13 protein-coding genes are annotated in these 17222 nt (G+C 71.5%); 3 read left to right on the top strand and 10 right to left on the bottom strand.

Features of this window, described 5'->3' with window-relative positions:
* Window positions 1-22 precede the first annotated feature (22 nt).
* The 5 genes from IG02_RS0122260 to IG02_RS0122235 all read right to left on the bottom strand — a co-directional run bounded on the left by IG02_RS0122260 (window position 23) and on the right by IG02_RS0122235 (window position 6689).
* Entirely contained in the window at window positions 23-2176 is a 2154-nt protein-coding gene (locus IG02_RS0122260; protein ID WP_030750898.1) for a PTS fructose transporter subunit IIABC, read from the bottom strand.
* Between the two features lie 220 nt (window positions 2177-2396).
* On the bottom strand, window positions 2397-3344 hold the full coding sequence (pfkB, locus tag IG02_RS0122250) for a 1-phosphofructokinase (RefSeq protein ID WP_030750896.1): 948 nt from the start codon (window positions 3342-3344) through the stop codon (window positions 2397-2399).
* A 10-nt stretch (window positions 3345-3354) separates the two neighbouring features.
* A complete protein-coding gene (locus tag IG02_RS0122245; RefSeq protein WP_030750893.1) occupies window positions 3355-4116 on the bottom strand; it encodes a DeoR/GlpR family DNA-binding transcription regulator in 762 nt (253 codons plus the stop codon).
* Between the two features lie 383 nt (window positions 4117-4499).
* Window positions 4500-5516: a sigma-70 family RNA polymerase sigma factor gene (locus IG02_RS0122240; protein WP_030750890.1), complete on the bottom strand. Its 1017-nt coding sequence runs from the start codon at window positions 5514-5516 to the stop codon at window positions 4500-4502.
* A gap of 390 nt (window positions 5517-5906) precedes the next feature.
* On the bottom strand, window positions 5907-6689 hold the full coding sequence (locus tag IG02_RS0122235) for a dioxygenase (protein ID WP_030750887.1): 783 nt from the start codon (window positions 6687-6689) through the stop codon (window positions 5907-5909).
* Window positions 6690-6839: 150 nt separating this feature from the next.
* Between IG02_RS0122235 and IG02_RS0122230 the strand changes: the two genes are divergently transcribed.
* Window positions 6840-7364: a MarR family winged helix-turn-helix transcriptional regulator gene (locus IG02_RS0122230; RefSeq protein ID WP_030750884.1), complete on the top strand. Its 525-nt coding sequence runs from the start codon at window positions 6840-6842 to the stop codon at window positions 7362-7364.
* Window positions 7365-7598: 234 nt separating this feature from the next.
* On the opposite strand, the gene IG02_RS0122225 is transcribed toward IG02_RS0122230, so the two are convergent.
* A complete protein-coding gene (locus IG02_RS0122225) occupies window positions 7599-9209 on the bottom strand; it encodes an MFS transporter (RefSeq protein WP_078854698.1) in 1611 nt (536 codons plus the stop codon).
* A 420-nt stretch (window positions 9210-9629) separates the two neighbouring features.
* Window positions 9630-10283 carry a helix-turn-helix domain-containing protein gene (locus IG02_RS0122220; RefSeq protein WP_037803918.1) on the bottom strand — a complete coding sequence of 218 codons (654 nt, stop codon included), beginning with the start codon at window positions 10281-10283 and terminating at the stop codon, window positions 9630-9632.
* A 267-nt stretch (window positions 10284-10550) separates the two neighbouring features.
* Here IG02_RS0122220 and IG02_RS0122215 point away from each other — a divergent pair, with 267 nt between their 5' ends.
* Together IG02_RS0122215 and IG02_RS37940 are read left to right on the top strand one after the other, a co-directional pair.
* On the top strand, window positions 10551-12089 hold the full coding sequence (locus IG02_RS0122215; RefSeq protein ID WP_234314856.1) for a M6 family metalloprotease domain-containing protein: 1539 nt from the start codon (window positions 10551-10553) through the stop codon (window positions 12087-12089).
* Window positions 12090-12217: 128 nt separating this feature from the next.
* Window positions 12218-14863, top strand: a complete 2646-nt coding sequence (locus tag IG02_RS37940) for a SpoIIE family protein phosphatase (RefSeq protein WP_051765503.1) — start codon at window positions 12218-12220, stop codon at window positions 14861-14863.
* Between the two features lie 3 nt (window positions 14864-14866).
* Here IG02_RS37940 and IG02_RS0122205 read toward each other — a convergent pair whose 3' ends face one another.
* The 3 genes from IG02_RS0122205 to IG02_RS0122195 all read right to left on the bottom strand — a co-directional run bounded on the left by IG02_RS0122205 (window position 14867) and on the right by IG02_RS0122195 (window position 17206).
* Window positions 14867-15538 (bottom strand): alpha-ketoglutarate-dependent dioxygenase AlkB family protein, encoded by a 672-nt coding sequence (locus IG02_RS0122205; protein WP_030750870.1) that lies wholly within the window; start codon window positions 15536-15538, stop codon window positions 14867-14869.
* Window positions 15539-15752: 214 nt separating this feature from the next.
* Window positions 15753-16511, bottom strand: a complete 759-nt coding sequence (locus tag IG02_RS0122200; protein ID WP_051765522.1) for a 2OG-Fe(II) oxygenase — start codon at window positions 16509-16511, stop codon at window positions 15753-15755.
* 158 nt (window positions 16512-16669) lie between these two features.
* Window positions 16670-17206, bottom strand: coding sequence for a methylated-DNA--[protein]-cysteine S-methyltransferase (locus IG02_RS0122195; RefSeq protein WP_051765499.1), 537 nt, complete (start codon window positions 17204-17206; stop codon window positions 16670-16672).
* Window positions 17207-17222 lie beyond the last annotated feature (16 nt).

Raw genomic sequence — 17222 nt, 5'->3', positions numbered from 1 at the left:
GGCCGGAGGGTGAGGCGTGGGATCAGGCGGCCACCGGCACCTTGGCCTCGTTCCCGGCGCTGTCGTCGGGGCGGTCCGCCGTCCCGGACTGCTCCGGGCGGCCCGTCTTCCGGGCCCTCTTGAGCACGATGACGAGCCCGGCGCTGACACAGGTGCCGGCCACGATCGCGATCAGGTAGAGGAACGGGTTGCCGATCAGCGGGATCACGAAGACACCTCCGTGCGGCGCCCGGAGTGTGCACTCGAACAGCATTGACAGCGCGCCGGTGACCGCGCCGCCCGCCATCGCCGAAGGGATCACCCGCAACGGGTCGGCGGCGGCGAAGGGGATGGCGCCCTCGGTGATGAACGAGGCGCCGAGCACCCAGGCGGCCTTGCCGTTCTCCCGCTCGGTGCGCGTGAACAGCTTGCCCCGTACGGTCGTGGCCAGGGCCATGGCGAGCGGCGGGACCATGCCGGCGGCCATCACGGCGGCCATGACCTTGAGGCTGCCGTCGTTGGGATTGGCGAGACCGCCGACCGCGAAGGCGTAGGCGACCTTGTTCAGCGGGCCGCCGAGGTCGAAGCACATCATCAGCCCGAGGATGACACCGAGGATGATCGCATTGGCCCCGGAGAGGCCGGACAGCCAGTCGGTGAGGGCCTTCTGGAGTTCCGCGATCGGCTTGCCGACCACCAGGAACATCAGGAAGCCGACGACGGCCGAGGAGACCAGCGGGATCACCACGACGGGCATGATCCCGCGCAGGGCGGCGGGCACGTTCACCCGCTGGATGGCCATCACCGTGGCACCGGCGATCAGGCCGGCGGCCAGACCGCCGAGGAAGCCCGCGTTGATCGTGAGGGCGATGGAGCCCCCGACGAAGCCGGGTACGAGACCGGGGCGATCGGCCATGCCGTAGGCGATGTAACCGGCGAGGACGGGAACGAGGAAGCTGAACGCCAGTCCGCCGATCTGGAACAGCAGTGCTGCCCAGCTGGTGTGGTCGGTCCAGACGAAGTGCTCGGCGACGGAAGGAGCCTTGTCGACGGTGTAGCCGCCGATGGCGAAGCCGAGGGCGATGAGCAGCCCACCGGCCGCCACGAAGGGGACCATGTACGAGACACCGGACATCAGCCACTTGCGGAGCTTGGTGCCGTAGCCCTCGCCGGGTTCTCCCGCGTCGTCCAGGGGCGCGGCGTGGGCGGTGGTGGTGATCTCGCCGCGTTCGGCCTTGCCGCGGACCTCGTCGATCAGCTCCGCGGGCCGGTTGATGCCCGCCTTGACGCCGACGTCGACGGTGGGCTTGCCGGCGAAGCGTTCCTTCTCCCGTACCGGTACGTCGTGCGCGAAGATCACGCCGTCGGCGGCGGCGATGACGGCGGGGTCGAGCCGCTTGAAGCCGGCGGAGCCCTGCGGCTCGACGGTCAGCTCGACGCCGGCGTTCTGGCCTGCCTGCTCCAGGGCCTCGGCGGCCATGTAGGTGTGCGCGATGCCGGTGGGGCACGAGGTGACGGCAACGATACGGAAGACTCTGTTCCGGCCGTTCTCGGCGTCGGACGCGGCGGATGAGGCCGTCTCGGCCGAGGGGGCCTCGGAGGCAGCCGCCGTCGCGGGTGACGGCTCCGCCCGGGAAACCGGCGCGTCCCCGGCCGAGCGCTCCTCGGCCGGCGCCGGGGCCGCCGCGGCCGGGGCGGGCGCGGGGCTCTGCGGGGCGTCGGCATCCGGGGCGGTGTCCGTACCCGGGGCCGTGGCCTCCTCGCCCCGTATCAGCGCGGCTGCCGCCGTCGGGTCCGACGCCGAGCGCAGGGCCGTCGTGAAGTCCTCGTTCATCAGCCGGCGGGCCAAGGAAGACAGGATCGTCAGATGGGCGTCGTCCGCGCCGGCCGGGGCCGCGATCAGGAAGATCAGGTCCGCCGGACCGTCCGGGGCACCGAAATCGATGCCCCGCGACGAGCGGCCGAAGGCCAGCGTCGGTTCGCTGACATGCGCGCTGCGGCAGTGCGGGATCCCGATGCCGCCGTCCAGTCCGGTCGGCATCTGCGCCTCGCGGGCGGCCACGTCGGCGAGGAAGCCGTCCAGGTCGGTGACGCGGCCGAGCGCCACCATCCGTTCCGCCAGCGAGCGGGCCGCGGCTTCCTTCGTCTCGGCGGCCAGGTCGAGGTCGACCAGGTCCGCGGTGATCATTTCGCTCATCGCGGGCTCCTTTGCTCGCATATCGCGCGGGTCAGGTTCGGGGAGGTGAGAGGACTCGTAGCGCTCAGGGGTCTTGTGAAGCTCGGGGGACTCGTACAGCCCATGGGGTTCATGTGGCTCACAGGGCTCAGTGGGGCCATGGCTGTGGCTGTGGCTGTGGCTGTGGCTGTGGGGACGGTGGTGGTCGTGGGGCTTGTGGAGCGGCGCTCGCGGCTCGGGCTCATGGCACGGGCTCCGTGAGCGGACGGTCCAGCGGCACGTCCGTGGTCACCGTCACCGCCGAGGGCTCCAGATCCGCCGGGGACGGCATCACACTGCCCGGGAGCTGCACGGCGGCCGCGCCGTGGGCGACGGCGGCGGCCAGGGCGGCGGCCCCGTCCCCGCCCGCCGCCAGGAAGCCGGCCAGCGACGCGTCGCCCGCACCGACGTTACTGCGTACGGCGGCGACCCGGGCGAAGCCGAAGTACGTCCCCGCCGCCGAGACCAGCAGTTGCCCGTCCGCACCCAGGCTGGCGAGGACGGCTCCGGCGCCCTGGCCGCGCAGCTCCTCCGCCGCCTTGACGGCGTCTCCCACGGTCGCCAGGGGGCGGCCGACCGCCTGGCCGAGTTCCTCGGCGTTCGGCTTGACGACATCGGGCCGCTCGCGGAGAGCGGCCAGCAGGGAAGGCCCCGAGGTGTCGAGGGCGATCCGGGTCCCGGCGCGGTGCGCGCGGGCGACCAGCTCCGCGTACCAGTCCGCGCCGAGACCGCGCGGCAGGCTGCCACAGCAGGCGATCCAGGCGGCGGAGCCGGCGTGGGAGCGGATCGTGGAGAGCAGCGACTCCGACTCGGCGGCGGTCAGCTCGGGTCCCGGCGCGTTGATCTTCGTCAGGGTTCCGTCGGGCTCGGCGAGGGCGATGTTGGAACGGGTCGCTCCGGCGACCGGTACCCGCGCGACCTCGATGCCCTGCCCCGCGAGCAGGTCGGCGACGAGCGCGCCGGGAGCGCCGCCCAGCGGGAGTACGGCGACGGTAGGGTGACCGGCCGCGGCGACGGCCCGGGAGACGTTGACGCCCTTGCCTCCGGGGTCCATGCGCTCGGCGGTGGCCCGGAGCACCTCCCCTCGCTCGATCGCGGGGATCTCGTAGGTGCGGTCCAGACTGGGGTTCGGAGTGACGGTAAGCAGCATGGGGAGGCTCCTAAACACACAGCACTTCGGTGCCCGCGGCCTGGACCGCCGCGACGTCCGAAGGGCTGAGCCCGCTGTCGGTGATGAGCAGGTCCACGTCGGCCAGCGAGCCGAAGCGTGCGAAGTGCTCCTGCCCGTGCTTGGCCGAGTCGGCGAGCAGGACGACCCGCCGGGCTGCCGTGGCGACGGCCTGTTTGACGGCGGCCTCGGCCAGATCCGGCGTGGTGAGCCCGGCGTCCGGCGAGAAGCCGTTGGTGCCCAGGAAGGCGATGTCCGCGCGGATCTCCCCGTATGCCCGCAGGGCCCAGGCGTCGACGGCCGCGCGCGTACGGTGCCGTACCCGGCCGCCGACCAGGTGGAGGTCGATGCCGGGGTGGTCCGCGAGGCGGGCGGCGACGGGCAGCGCGTGCGTGACGACGGTCAGCTCGCACTCCAGCGGCAGCTCGGCCGCCAGCCGCGCGACGGTCGAGCCGGCGTCGAGGATCACGCTCCCGTCCGCGGGCAGTTCCGCGAGCGCCGCGCGGGCGATGCGGTCCTTCTCGTCGGCGGCCGTCGACTCGCGCTCGGCGAGATCGGGCTCGAAGTCGAGCCGCCCGGCCGGAATGGCGCCGCCGTGCACCCGCCGTACGAGCCCGGCCCGGTCCAGGGCCTTGAGGTCACGCCGTACGGTCTCGGCGGTGACCTGGAACTCCTCTGCCAGCGAGAGCACATCGACCCGACCGCTCTCGCGGGCGAGCCGCAGGATCTCCTGCTGACGCTCCGGTGCGTACATGTGGCTTTGCGTCCGTTCCGTGCCCGAACCTGTGGTTTCGGCGACACGCTACGCCCAGTTTTCCGGAAAGTAAACAGATCCGGGCAGCAAGGCGGACACGACCGGGCATCGAAATTGCCCCCGGGGCACCGGAACCGAAACCGGAATCGAAACCGGAACATCCTGACCGGGGCATCAGCAAGCGGTCGGCGACCAGTGGCCGGCGACAGCCGGCGGCCACGAAAAGCCCCGGCGCTCTTGGGGGGACTCGACGGATCTGTCGAGTCCCCCCAAGAGTGCCGGGGCTCAGTGCGTGGGCTCAGTGCGGGGACTCAGTGCCGGGGCTCACCGGCTCACGCCGGACAGCGGCGTGGGGACGCCGCCTTTCCGGCTTCGCGGCCCCCTCACGCCGCCGCGTCAAAACCCGTATCGCGGGCCATCTTCTTCAGCTCCAACAGCGCGTGCTTCTCGATCTGCCTGATGCGCTCCCGCGTCAGGCCGTGCTCCTTGCCGACCTCGGTGAGCGTCCGCTCACGGCCGTCCTCGATGCCGTACCGCATCCGGATGATCGAGGCCGTGCGCTGGTCGAGCTTGCCGATCAGGTCTTCCAGCTCCTCGCTGCGCAGCAGGGTGAGGACGGACTGCTCGGGTGAGACGGCAGAGGTGTCCTCCAGAAGATCACCGAACTGGGTGTCGCCGTCGTCGTCCACCGACATGTTCAGGCTGACCGGGTCGCGGGCCCAGTCCAGGACGTCATTCACCCGCTCCGGGTTCGACCCGAGCTCGGCGGCCACCTCGGCGGGCTCCGGGTCCCGGCCGTGCTCACGGTTGAACTCGCGCTGCACACGCCGGATCCTGCCGAGCTCCTCCACGAGGTGGACGGGCAGCCGGATCGTCCGGGACTGGTCCGCTATGGAGCGCGTGATGGCCTGGCGGATCCACCACGTGGCATAGGTGGAGAACTTGAATCCCTTGGCGTAGTCGAACTTCTCCACCGCGCGCACCAGGCCCGCGTTGCCTTCCTGGATCAGGTCCAGGAGGGGCAGACCACTGCGCGGGTAGCGGCGCGCCACGGCCACCACCAGGCGGAGGTTCGAGCGGATGAAGACGTCCTTGGCGCGCTCGGCCGCCCTGGCCAGCGCTTCGAGCTCTTCGCGCGAAGCGTCCTCCGCCGCCTCGCTCTCCACCTCCCCGTCGAGGATCCGCCGCGCGTACACACCGGCCTCGATGGTCTGGGACAGCTCGACCTCCTTGGCGGCGTCGAGCAGAGGCGTACGCGCGATCTCGTCGAGGTACATGCCGACCAGGTCGCGGTCGGCGATCTCCCCGCCTACGGCGCGAACGCTGTTTGCCGCTTTCGTCCCGCCGGAGGCGTCCGAGGCGCCGGGGGCGGTACGACGGGCGACGGCACGGGTTGCCATGCGAGCTCCCTTGCTGAACTGAGTAGGTCGCGACACCCTCCCGGGTGCCCTGCATCCGTTGGAAACAACGACTGGAATCCGGACAGAATTCCCATGCCGTACATCGATTTTCTGATCATGCAGTATCCTGTGCCGCCCACCGGTCGGGCCGACACCGCATGAGCACACGGATGCGCAGGTCAGGGCGGCAATGGAGGTGCTCCCCGGCGCGCTCGAGGACATCTTCACCACCCTTGCAGACCTGCCCCAGTAGACGACCCCCACCACCATTTGGTTGCCGTGCCCCCGATTGACGGGTACACCCCTCCGACCTCGGCCCGGAGACGCGGCCGATCGGTCTGAGAGTCTCAGCCGATCAACCCGGGAGACGCGGCCGATCGGCTTGGAGACTCAGCCGAACTGCACCGACCGCTTCGCCATTCCCATCCAGAAGCCGTCGATCACGCTGCGCCCCTCGCCCAGGTCACCCTCCGACGCCCCCAGCGTCACGAACAGCGGGGCGAAGTGCTCGGTGCGCGGGTGCGCCAGCCGGCCGGAGGGGGCCTTGTTCTCGAAGTCGAGCAGGGCGTCGACGTCCTGGGCGAGCAGCGCCCGCGCGCCCCAGTCGTCGAACTCCGACGACCAAGCGGGCACTCCCCCGCCCTGGTGGCGCAGTGCGGCCAGGTTGTGCGTGAAGAAGCCACTGCCGATGATCAGCACTCCCTCGTCGCGCAGCGGAGCCAGCTTGCGGCCGATCTTCAGAAGTTCACGCGGGTCCAGCGTCGGCATGGAGATCTGGAGCACGGGGACGTCCGCCTCGGGGAACATCTCGACCAGCGGCACATACGCGCCGTGGTCCAGACCCCGGTCCGGGATGTCCTGCACGGGCGTTCCCGGGGCACGCAACAACTTCCGCACGGAAGCGGCCAGTTCCGGCGCGCCAGGGGCGTCGTACCGCACCCGGTAGTAGTGCTCGGGGAAGCCCCAGAAGTCGTAGGTGAGCGGCACCGGCTCCGTGGCCCCCAGCGCGAGCGGCGCTTCTTCCCAGTGCGCGGAGACCATCAGGATCGCCTTGGGGCGCGGCAGTGTCGCGGACCAAGCCGCCAGCTCACCGGGCCAGACCGGATCGTCGGCCAGTGGCGGGGCGCCATGGGAGAGGTAGAGGGCGGGCATGCGTTCTGCGACGGCGGTCATGACGGCTCCCGGTTCGTGGACCTGGTGCGGGGCGGGCGGGCGGATCCAGACCCGCACCGCCCGGCCCCTACTGCTTGAAAGCTCAAGCGTTCACGAAACACAAGAATACGCTCACATAGTTTAACTTTCAAGAATGGGTACAGTGGATACATGAACACGGCATCCACCGGCAGCGACGCCGGAACGGGCGGGGAGCCGCGCTGGCTCGGCGACGAGGAACAGTGCGTGTGGCGGTCGTATCTGCACGCCACCAGGTTGTTGGAGGACCATCTCGACCGGCAGCTCCAGCGTGATGCCGGGATGCCGCACATCTACTACGGGCTGCTCGTGCTCCTCTCGCAGGCTCCCCGGCGCCGGATGCGGATGACACAGCTGGCGAAAGACGCCAAGATCACGCGTTCCCGCCTCTCGCACGCGATCGCCCGGCTGGAGCAGCACGGCTGGGTACGACGTGAGGAGTGCGACTCCGACAAGCGGGGACAGAACGCGTTCCTGACGGACCTCGGGTACGAGGTGCTGGAGCGTTCCGCGCCCGGCCACGTGGCCGCCGTACGGCAGGCCATCTTCGACCGGCTCACCCCGGATCAGGTGAAGCAGCTCGGGGAGATCACGCGGGTGATGGCGGAGGGGCTCCAGCCGGAGGGCACGGGCGCGGACCTGCCGTGGCGCCGCTGAGTCGGTGCAGGTGGTCCGGTGCAGGTGGTCCGGTGCCGGTGGTCCGGTGCCAGTGGTCCGGTGGTCCAGTGGTCCGGTGCCGATGGTCCGGTGCCGGTGGCCCGGTGCCGATGGTCCGGTGGCCGGCCGAGCAACGAGCATCGCGTACGGCCCGGAGTGGTCCCCGAAAGGGGGAGCGCTCCGGGCCGTACGTCCCTCAGGCCAGGCCCGCGGCACGAGGCATGAGCCGTACGGTCAGTGCATCACGACCGGCAGCCGCGCCTCGTCCTCGGCGGCCCCGGCACCCTGGAGGTCACCGGCGCCCGGCTTCGCGGACGCGGCTCCCGGGCGGCCGGCGTTGACGAAGGTCAGCGCGATCGCCGCGGCGACGGCCAGGATGCCGACCGCCCACCAGATGGCGCTGGTGAAGCCGTCGACCATGGCCCGCAGCTCCAGCAGCTTCGCATCACCGGCGGCCGCCGCGTGCGCCGTGATGTAAGCCGTCGTCGCGGAGGCCGCGATGGTGTTCAGCAGCGCCGTGCCGATCGCGCCGCCCACCTGCTGCGACGTGTTGACCATCGCCGAGGCGACACCCGCGTCACGCGGTTCGATGCCGTGCGTGGCGAGGGACATGGCCGGCATGAACGCCGTACCCATCCCGAGGCCGAGCATCAGCTGCGCGGGCAGGATGAGGCCCAGATACGAGGTGTCGATGTCCAGCTGTGTCAGCAGCAGCATGCCGACGGCGGCGAGCAGGAAGCCCGGCCCCATCAGCAGCCGCGCCGGAACGCGCGTCATCAGCCGTGCGCCGATCTGCGTCGAGCCCGTGATCATGCCGACGATCATCGGCAGGAAGGCGAAACCGGTCTTGACCGGCGAGTACCCGCGCACGATCTGGAGGTAGTACGTCAGGAAGAGGAAGAGCCCGAACATTCCGATCACGGCGAGGCCGAGCGAGAGGTAGACGCCACCGCGGTTGCGGTTGGCGACAACACGCAGGGGCAGCAGCGGGTGTTCGACCCGCGACTCGACGGCCGCGAACACGGCCAGCAGGACCACGGACGCGACGAAGAGGAGGATCGTCACGGCATCGGTCCAGCCGTCGGACTCGGCGCGCGTGAAGCCGTACACCAGCGACACCAGGCCGAGCGTGGACAGCACCACGCCGGGGACGTCCAGCGGGGAACGATTACGGTCGCCGGAGGGCTCGCGGATCACGAAGTACGCGCCGAGCGCGGCCACGATCGCAAACGGGATGTTGACGAAGAAGGTCCAGCGCCAGTCCAGGTATTCGGTCAGGAAACCGCCCAGGATCAGGCCGACGGCGCCGCCGCCACCGGCGATCGCGCCATAGATCCCGAACGCCTTCGCCCGCTCCTTCGCGTCGGTGAACATCACCGCGAGCAGTGACAGCGCGGCGGGCGCGAGCAGCGCGCCGAAGACGCCCTGGAGCGCGCGGGCGCCCAGCAGCATCGCCTCGTTGCCGGCGGCACCGCCGATGGCCGAGGCGGCGGCGAAGCCGAGCAGACCGACCACGAAGGCGCGCTTACGTCCCCACAGGTCGGCGACGCGGCCCCCGAAGAGCAGCAGACCGCCGAAGGCCAGGGCGTAGGCCGTGATGACCCACTGCTTGTTGGCCTCCGATATGCCCAGGTCCTGCTGCGCGGAGGGGAGCGCGATGTTCACGATCGTCGCGTCGAGGACGACCATCAGCTGCGCGAGCGCGATGAAGACCAGGGCCCTCCAGCGACTGGGGTCAGGGAGGCCGGTACGGCCTGAGAGGCCGACGGAGCCGGCAGGGCGGGCGGGGCCGTCGACGGATGCGGAGCCCGATTCGGAAGATCGGATTCCGGGTGATTGAGACATGGAGGTGTCCACCTAGCGATGCGTATGTATGAAAAACGGACGTACGGACGTAAGAGCAGGCGACGCTGCCTGTCTTACGAAGTCATGGAGTCGCCGGGAGCAGTCGATGACCAGGCGATGGAAGGTAGGCAGGAGATGGAAGGTAGGCAGGAGATGGGCAGGCGGTGGCGGTAGGCAAGGGACAGGCAGGGCGGTGGTGGCGAGAACGGGGGAGATGACGGGCCGACGGGGCCAGCCGAGAGCCGGGCGAAGGTCGGGCAGAAACGGGCGGGGATCGGGCAGGAACCGGAGGGAATCGGGTAGGAACCGGCGAGGGTCGGGCGGGAACCGGCGGGGATCGGGCAGGAACCGGCGAGGGTCGGGCGGGAACCGGCGGGGATCGGGGCGCTCAGCTGGCGACGTCGGCAGGGTCTGCGCGCATCAGCCGACCGCGCCGCGCAAGTCCTCCAAGGTCGCGGCGGAGCCGGGCAGTTCGGACCGGGCGGGCGCCTCCAAGCCGTCCAGGTAGAGCTGGAGGTGCCGGTGGGCGAACCTGTCCATGTCCAGGCAGCAGGTGCCGGGCAGCGGACGGGTGAGCTGCGACAGCGCGACCATCAGGTCCCCCACGGCGACGTCCGTACGGAGCCGTCCGGCCCGCCGCGCCCGCTCCATCAGCCCCTCCACCGCGCCCTCGAGGCGGGTGCGGCCTGCCTCCAGGATGGGGTCGGTCCGGTCGAACGCGCTGGAGAGCATGGGACAGAGCGCGCCGATGCGTTCGTCGATCGCCGCATGCGCGAAACGGCGCAGCGCGGCGAACGGGTCGCCCTCCTCGGTGACACTCCGCTCCGCCATGTCCCCGACACGACCCACGACGTACAGCACGACGGCGTGCACCAGGGCACTCCGGTCGGTGAAGTGCCGGTAGAGCGTGGCGTTACCGATGCCGGCGCGCCGGGCGATCTCGTCCAGCGGAGCGTCGGGGCCGTACTCCACGAAGATCTCCCGGGCGGCCGTCACGATCCGTTCCCGGTTGCGCAGCGCGTCCGCGCGAGGGCGGTGGGGCCGGCGCGCTTCGGTTGCGGCGGTGATGGTCACGTCGGTCCGGCCTTTCACTCCGTGTCGTTCGTCGTCCGGCCTGACGAATCGGGGATTCGTTCCCCGTTTCGACAGGACGCACAGGTAAACGGGGAAGCGATCCCCGGTTATTTCAGCGGGCCGCTGTGACCCGGGACACATATGCCTGGCCGACGAAAGAACCCACGATCGGCGCACCCAGCGAGCGCCGACGCGCCGCGCGAGGGAGGTTGATCGGACAGAGGGCAGTCCGGACGGCCGACTGCCGGTGGACCCGAAGGCGACCACATGCAGCACAGGATGCGGCACAGGCGTCGGATACAGAGCACCGGCGAGATAGCCGGAAGCGGTGGCCAGGGCTCCGGCCGGGCGAGCCCCACGCGGCCCGGCGCCACCCGCGCCGACAGGCACGACAGCCCCGGCGGACCTGACAGACCTGACAGAAACGCCGGGCGCGACAGGCCTGGCAAGCACGCCGAACACACTGAACACGACCAGCACGACCAGCACGACCAGCACGACCAGCGCGGCGGCCATGCCGACCACAGCGCCCCCGCCCCTTCCGGCAACTGCCGCGGCCCCCGCCGTATCGGCGCGCTCGCCGGCCTCGCGGCGCTCACCCTCGCCGCCCTCACCACGGGCAGTTCCTCGCTCTCCGCCCCCACCCGCGCCTCGGCCGGCCCCGTGGCGGGCACCGACGACGCCCCGCTCGACCCGTGCCGTATCTCCTCCACCGCGGTCGTCCAGATGTCGGAGGGGCTGCCCACACCACCGGGTTACGTCCGCTCCACCGGCCGGGTCCGGGCCCTCAACCTCATGATCGACTTCCCGGACGCCAAGGGCCGGGGCAAGGCGCTCGACCGGCTCGCGGAGTTCTTCCCGCAGACGTCGGAGTGGTTCAGGACCAGTTCGTACGGCCGGCTCGACTACCGTCCCGAGGCCCCGCTGAAGGACTGGCTGCGGATGCCGCTGCCCTTCAAGCAGTACGGGATAGAGCGCGGAGCACCGTACGAGCCCGGTTACCGGCGGCTGGTGGAGGACATCGTCGCCATGGCGGACCCGAAGGTGGACTTCAGCGCGTACGACCTGGTCAACGTCCTGGTCACGCCGAACGCCGGCCCCTCGGCGCTGGACACCGTCCTGTCCGTCACCTTCTCCGGCAACGCGGACGCCCCGCAGGCCGACGGCGTGCCGCTCGCGAACACGTCCTTCGTCTACGGCCGCCAGGACGACGGCTCGGGATCGTACGGCAGGACCGGCTACCGGGTGCTGCCGCACGAGAACGGCCATGTCTTCGGCCTCCCCGACCTCTATACGTCGGACGGCGGCGGCGCCGTGGGGCACTGGGACATCATGTCCGAGGACTGGGGGGCGAACAACGACCTGCTGGGCTGGCACAAGTGGAAGCTCGGCTGGCTCGACGACGAGCAGGTCGCCTGCGCCGCGGAGCCGGGCGTCAGCGAGCACGTCCTGGGGCCGCTGGCGGTCGCGGGCGGCCCGAAGCTGGCCTTCGTACCGGTGTCGGAGGAGTCGGGTTACGCGGTGGAGGTACGGACGCGTGCGGGCAACGACGAGGCCGTGTGCGAACCGGGCGTTCTGATCTACCGCGTGGACTCCGACGTCGACACCGGGCGCGGACCGGTCACCGTGTCGGACGCCAAACGCGACAGCGGGGGCTGTACGCGACGCCCGAACGTGCACGCGGAGCTGTCGGACGCGCCGTACCGGCCGGGCGAGACGTTCGTGGACGACGACAACGGCGTCGAGATCACGGTCGTCTCGGAGGAGGCGGACGGGACTTTCGCCATCCAGGTGAAGCGGTCCTGACGGCTCGCGTCCGGACGGGCGTACCACCTGGCCGCCGCCGAATCGCGGGGCGCCCCAGGTGGTGGTAACGGTGAGAGCACCGGCCCGGGAGCGGGCGAGGCCGGGGCCCCTACTTGCCGGGACGAGTGATGAGCGACGAGCGACCAGCGCCCCCGAACGGTACGGAACCACCCTCGGAAGGCCAGGACCAGGGCCGGGGCCGGGAGGACCAGGGCCGGGGCCGGGACGAAGGCCGGGGCCGGGCTCAGGGCGAAGACCAGGAGCGCGAGCGCGGCGCCCCGGCCGCTGCGCTCCGGGAGTGGGCGCTGGACCAGATGCCCATCCTCATCGGCATCTACGACGACGAGGGCCGCCTGACGGGCGGCAGCGCCGAGGGGCGGCGCGTCATGAACTCCCAGGTGGGCCGCCTCGACGGCCTTCGCCCGACGGAGATCTACCCGGGCCCCGCCGCCGAGCAGCTCGAGGAGATGATGAGCCAGGTGCTCCGTACCGGGGAACAGATGACCGCGGAGATGTTCACCGAGGCCCCGGGCGAAGGCCGGGCGCATGCCTGGTCGTCCATCGTCTACCCGCTGAAGGATCCCGCGGGGACGGTACGGGGCGTGGCGCTGGCCGCGCTCGACACCACGGCGCGGTACCGGGCCCGGCAGCGGCTGACCGTCGTGAACGCGGCCGGTGTCCGTATCGGCACCACCTTGGACGTGGCGCGGACGGCCCAGGAGCTGGCGGAGGTGGCGACCGAGCAGTTCGCCGACTTCGTCGCGGTGGACCTGCTGGAACCTGTCGTCTCGTACGGTCCGAACAACGTCCGAGGAACGACACCGCCGGCACCACCGGGCCGTCCGGCACCACCGGGCCGTCCGGGAACACCGGGCCGTCCGGGGCCGCGTTGCCGGCCGGGACCGCCAGGACAGCCGGAGCCACCGGGGCGACCTGGGCACGCGTCGCCGCCGCCCCCGAAGCCGATGGAGCACCTGGAGCACCCGGGACCGGATGAATTCCCGGAGCCGACGGAGCCCCCGGCATCGACGGAGTCTCCGTGGCCGGTGGGGCCCCATGGACCGGTGGGACCTTCGGAACCCGTCGAGCCCCTGGGACCGGTGGGGACCGCCGAGCCGGTGGTCCTGTGCCGGACCGCGCAGCACTCGGTACTGCCCGGCTGCCCGGAGGCCGCGATCCCGACGGGTGAGGCCGAGCGCTACCCCGAGGACTCCCCCATGGCCCGGACACTGGCCACCGGGAAGTCGGCGCTGTATCCGGTCGACAGCCCGGACACGCGGGCCTGGCTGGCGCGCGATCCGGCCCGCTCGGGGAAGGTGGCTGCGCACGGCATCCACTCGTTCCTCCTCGTACCACTGCTGGCGCGGGGCGTGCTGCTGGGGCTGGCCCAGTTCGTACGGCACCGCAGCCCGGACCCGTTCGACGCCGACGACCTGCTCCTCGCCGAGGAACTCGCCGCCAGGGCGGCCCTGTGCGTCGACAACGCCCGCCGCTACGCGCGCGAGCACGAGACCGCGCTGGCCCTGCAGCGCAGCATGCTGCCCCGGCGGACACCCCGGCAGGCGGCGGTGGAGGTGGCTTCCCGCTATCTGCCTGCGGGATCGGGCGCGGGGGTGGGCGGCGACTGGTTCGACGTCATCCCGCTCTCGGGCGCGAGAGTGGCGCTGGTGGTGGGGGACGTGGTGGGGCACGGCATCCAGGCGTCGGCGACCATGGGGCGGCTGCGTACGGCGGTTCGCACCCTCGCCGACGTGGACATGCCGCCCGACGAACTGCTCACCCACCTCGACGATCTCGTCCTGCGCCTCGAACGGGAGGAGGGCCCCGCCGCGGACGAGGACGGCGTACGGGGCACGGCCATGAGAGACGTGAGGGACATGAGAGGCACGGGGGGCGCGGGGGGCATGGGGCGTATGAGGAGTATGGGTGGCAGCCGGGGTACGCGAAGTGCCGAAGGCGCCGCCGAGGCCGAGCCGGTCGGCGCGGGCGGGACCGGCGCCACCTGCCTCTACGCCGTGTACGACCCGGTCTCCCGCCGCTGCACCATGGCCCGCGCCGGACATCCGGCCCCCGCCCTCGTGCGGCCGGACGGCACCGTCCACTTCCCCGACGTACCGGCCGGGCCGCCGCTGGGCCTCGGCGGGCTGCCCTTCGAATCCGCCGAGCTGGAACTGGCCGACGGCACCCTGATCGCCCTGTTCACCAACGGCCTCATCCAGACCGAGGCCCGCGACCTGGACATGGGCCTGTCCCGGCTGTCCCGCGTACTGGCCGCCGCCCCGCCCTCCCTGGAGCTGACCTGCGACAAGGTGGTGAACGCGCTGCTCTCCGGCCCGCCCTCGGACGATGTCGCGCTGCTGCTGGCCCGGACCCGCGGCCTGAACGCCTCCCAGGTCGCCACCTGGGGCCTGCCCGCGGACGCGGAAGTGGTGGCCCAGGCGCGGAAGATGACCGCGGCGCAGCTGTCGGTCTGGGGGCTGGACGAGGTCTCGTTCATCACGGAACTCGTGGTCAGCGAACTGATCACCAACGCCATCCGCTACGGCGTCCCGCCCATCCAACTCCGCCTCATCCACGACACCGCCCTGATCTGCGAGGTCTCCGACGCCAGCAACACGGCCCCGCACCTGCGCCGGGCCCGGGTCTTCGACGAGGGGGGCCGCGGGCTGCTCCTGGTGGCCCAGCTCACCGAACGCTGGGGTACCAGGCACACACAGCACGGCAAGACCATCTGGACGGAGCAGCCCCTTCCGTCGCCGTCCTCATCGGTGTAGCGCCTACTCGGTGTAGCGACCTTGGAGGCCGGTGACCCGCATGGTGATGTTCAGCCGCCCGGTCCTGAGCCCCGTGGCGGGGTCGGCGCTGCCTTCGTGGACCTTGGGCACGCCGTGGTAGACGTACCGGGACGGGCCTCCGAAGACGAACAGATCACCCGAGGCGAGTTCGATGTCGGTGTAGGGCTTGGTCCGGGTCTCGGTGTTGCCGACACGGAAGACGCATGTGTCGCCGATGGACAGGGAGACCACCGGGTCGGAGGACTTCTCGTCCTTGTCCTGGTGCATACCGAGCCTGGCCCGGCCGTCGTAGAAGTTGATCAGCGCGGTGTCGGGTGTGTAGGCGGCCGCGGCCGCCTCGTCGCCGTACGCCCGCAGGACGGCGCGGCGGCCCAGCCGGACCATCCAGTCGGGGAACGCGGAGACCCGCCGTCCGTTCACGTCGTCGGCGATGCGCGTGTACCGGTAGGGCCGCCAGTGCCAGCCGATGCACACCGTCCTGACCGACATGACGCCGCCGCGCGGCAGCGCCGTGTGCCGGATGGGGACCGGGCCGGTGGCCCACGCACGGCACGCCGCCACGAGCTCGCGCTGCTGGTCGAGGCCGAGCCAGCCGGGTACGTGCACCGCGCCCGGGGCGATCTCCATGGCCGGCCGTGGGATCAGCGCGCTCATCGGGCCACCCCGGCGGGCAGGTCGTTCCGCACTCGACGCCGGTCGTTCCTCCGCATTCGACGAGCGTACGTGTCGTACGGGTACACCGCGCGGGGCCGGTGGCCGGCCGCCGTCGCGATGGCCTCGTCGGCGACGGCAGCCGGCACGAGAGGCGTCGCGGGAGGAGTCGCGGGAGGAGTCGCGGGAGGAGTCGCGGGAGGCGTCGCGGGAGGAGTCATGCCGCGTCGTGGAAGACGAGGCCCAGCGTGTGCCGCCGCCCGGAGCGCACGGTGCTCACGCCGTGTCGCATCGGTCCGGTCGACCAGCCGCGCCTGCTCGCCACGGGCCGGTCGCGGGTGGTGAAGACCAGCCCGTGTCCCTGCGGCAGGGTGGTGGCCGATCCCCTCGACTGCGCCCGCGGACGCTGTTCGGTCATGATGAACTCGCCGCCGGTGAAGTCGGCTCCCGGCACGTCGAGGCCGACGACGACCTGGAGCGGGAAGAGCATCTCGCCGAACACGTCGCGGTGCAGGGCGTTCCAGTCGCCCGCTCCGTACCGCAGCAGGATCTGGGCGGACCTGGCCTGGCCGGCCTCGTGGCACATCGCGATCCACTCGCCCAGCGCGTCCGGCCACGGAGCGGGGTGTCCGAGCCTGGCCGCCCAGTCCCGGGCGATGGGCAGCAGCCTCGGGTAGAAGGCTTCGCGCAACTCCCGTACGGCGGCGGGGAGGTCGTGGGTGAAGTAACGGTACTGACCGGAGCCGAAGCGGTGCCGGGCCATGTCGACCGTCGTACGGAAGTGCTCGGTCTTCTCGTACAGCGCGGCGATGTCGTGGCACTCGTCGGGAGTGAGGAGCGGACCGGTCAGGGCGTGGCCGTACGCGTCGAGTTCGCGTGCGAGGGCGTCCCAGTCCTGTCGGCCGACGCGGTCGGCGAGGCGGCCGGCGGGGTGGCCGGCGACGCGGTCGGCGCCAGGACCGGTCGGGACGGTCATGGTGTCGGCGTCGGCGTCGGTGTCCGTGAGGGTGTCGGCGTCGGTGTCGGTGTCGGTGTCGGTCATGATCGAGGGTCCTCTGATCCGTGGTGATGTCACTCCTGGCGAAGCCACGGCGCTATGGTGCTGCGGCGCCGCAGTGTTACGGCGCTACGGCGCTACGGCGTTTCGGGCGCCGTTTCCGATGGCCTGGTGGTCCGGTGGGCGCTCTCCAGGTCCAGCAGCTGCCGCTTGCGCGCGAGACCGCCCGCGTAGCCGGTGAGCGCGCCGCTCGCGCCGATCACACGGTGGCAGGGCCGGACGACCAGCAGCGGGTTGGCGCCGATCGCGGTGCCCACGGCGCGGACCGCGGCCCTCGGGGCGCCGATCCGCGCGGCGATCTCGCCGTAACTGAGGGTGGTCCCGTACGGGATGGCCTCCAGCGCCGTCCACACGCGCCGCTGGAAGTCGCTGCCACCGGTGACGTACTCGATGTCGAAGCGGGTGAGTCCGCCCTCGAAGTACGCGCGGAGCTGGGAGGCGATCTCGCTGAAGGCCTCCGGCTTCTCGATCCAGTCGTCCTGGACGACGGCACCGCGTTTCTGATCGGGTACGGACAGCGAGACGAGCGCGGTGCCGCCGCGCGCGGTGGCCGATTCCTCGCCCACCAGCAGCAGGTCGCCCAGGGGGCTGGGGGTCGTCGTGCAGAGGGTCATGGGTCGTGCCTTCTTC

This window comes from Streptomyces sp. NRRL F-5135 (assembly GCF_000719775.1).
In the GTDB taxonomy this organism is placed as follows: domain Bacteria; phylum Actinomycetota; class Actinomycetes; order Streptomycetales; family Streptomycetaceae; genus Streptomyces; species Streptomyces hebeiensis.
Note: the sequence above shows the minus strand (reverse complement) of the source record. Positions and strands in the feature narration are given on the sequence as shown.

What these genes read in the sequence shown, in the direction of transcription:
- IG02_RS0122215 (WP_234314856.1), top strand. Translation starts at nt 10,551, where the DNA reads ATGCAGCACAGGATGCGGCACAGGCGTCGGATACAGAGCACCGGCGAG.
- IG02_RS0122195 (WP_051765499.1), bottom strand. Translation starts at nt 17,206, where the DNA reads ATGACCCTCTGCACGACGACCCCCAGCCCCCTGGGCGACCTGCTGCTG.
- pfkB (WP_030750896.1), bottom strand. Translation starts at nt 3,344, where the DNA reads ATGCTGCTTACCGTCACTCCGAACCCCAGTCTGGACCGCACCTACGAG.
- IG02_RS0122245 (WP_030750893.1), bottom strand. Translation starts at nt 4,116, where the DNA reads ATGTACGCACCGGAGCGTCAGCAGGAGATCCTGCGGCTCGCCCGCGAG.
- IG02_RS0122225 (WP_078854698.1), bottom strand. Translation starts at nt 9,209, where the DNA reads ATGTCTCAATCACCCGGAATCCGATCTTCCGAATCGGGCTCCGCATCC.
- IG02_RS0122235 (WP_030750887.1), bottom strand. Translation starts at nt 6,689, where the DNA reads ATGACCGCCGTCGCAGAACGCATGCCCGCCCTCTACCTCTCCCATGGC.
- IG02_RS0122260 (WP_030750898.1), bottom strand. Translation starts at nt 2,176, where the DNA reads ATGAGCGAAATGATCACCGCGGACCTGGTCGACCTCGACCTGGCCGCC.
- IG02_RS0122200 (WP_051765522.1), bottom strand. Translation starts at nt 16,511, where the DNA reads ATGACCGTCCCGACCGGTCCTGGCGCCGACCGCGTCGCCGGCCACCCC.
- IG02_RS0122205 (WP_030750870.1), bottom strand. Translation starts at nt 15,538, where the DNA reads ATGAGCGCGCTGATCCCACGGCCGGCCATGGAGATCGCCCCGGGCGCG.
- IG02_RS0122230 (WP_030750884.1), top strand. Translation starts at nt 6,840, where the DNA reads ATGAACACGGCATCCACCGGCAGCGACGCCGGAACGGGCGGGGAGCCG.
- IG02_RS37940 (WP_051765503.1), top strand. Translation starts at nt 12,218, where the DNA reads ATGAGCGACGAGCGACCAGCGCCCCCGAACGGTACGGAACCACCCTCG.
- IG02_RS0122240 (WP_030750890.1), bottom strand. Translation starts at nt 5,516, where the DNA reads ATGGCAACCCGTGCCGTCGCCCGTCGTACCGCCCCCGGCGCCTCGGAC.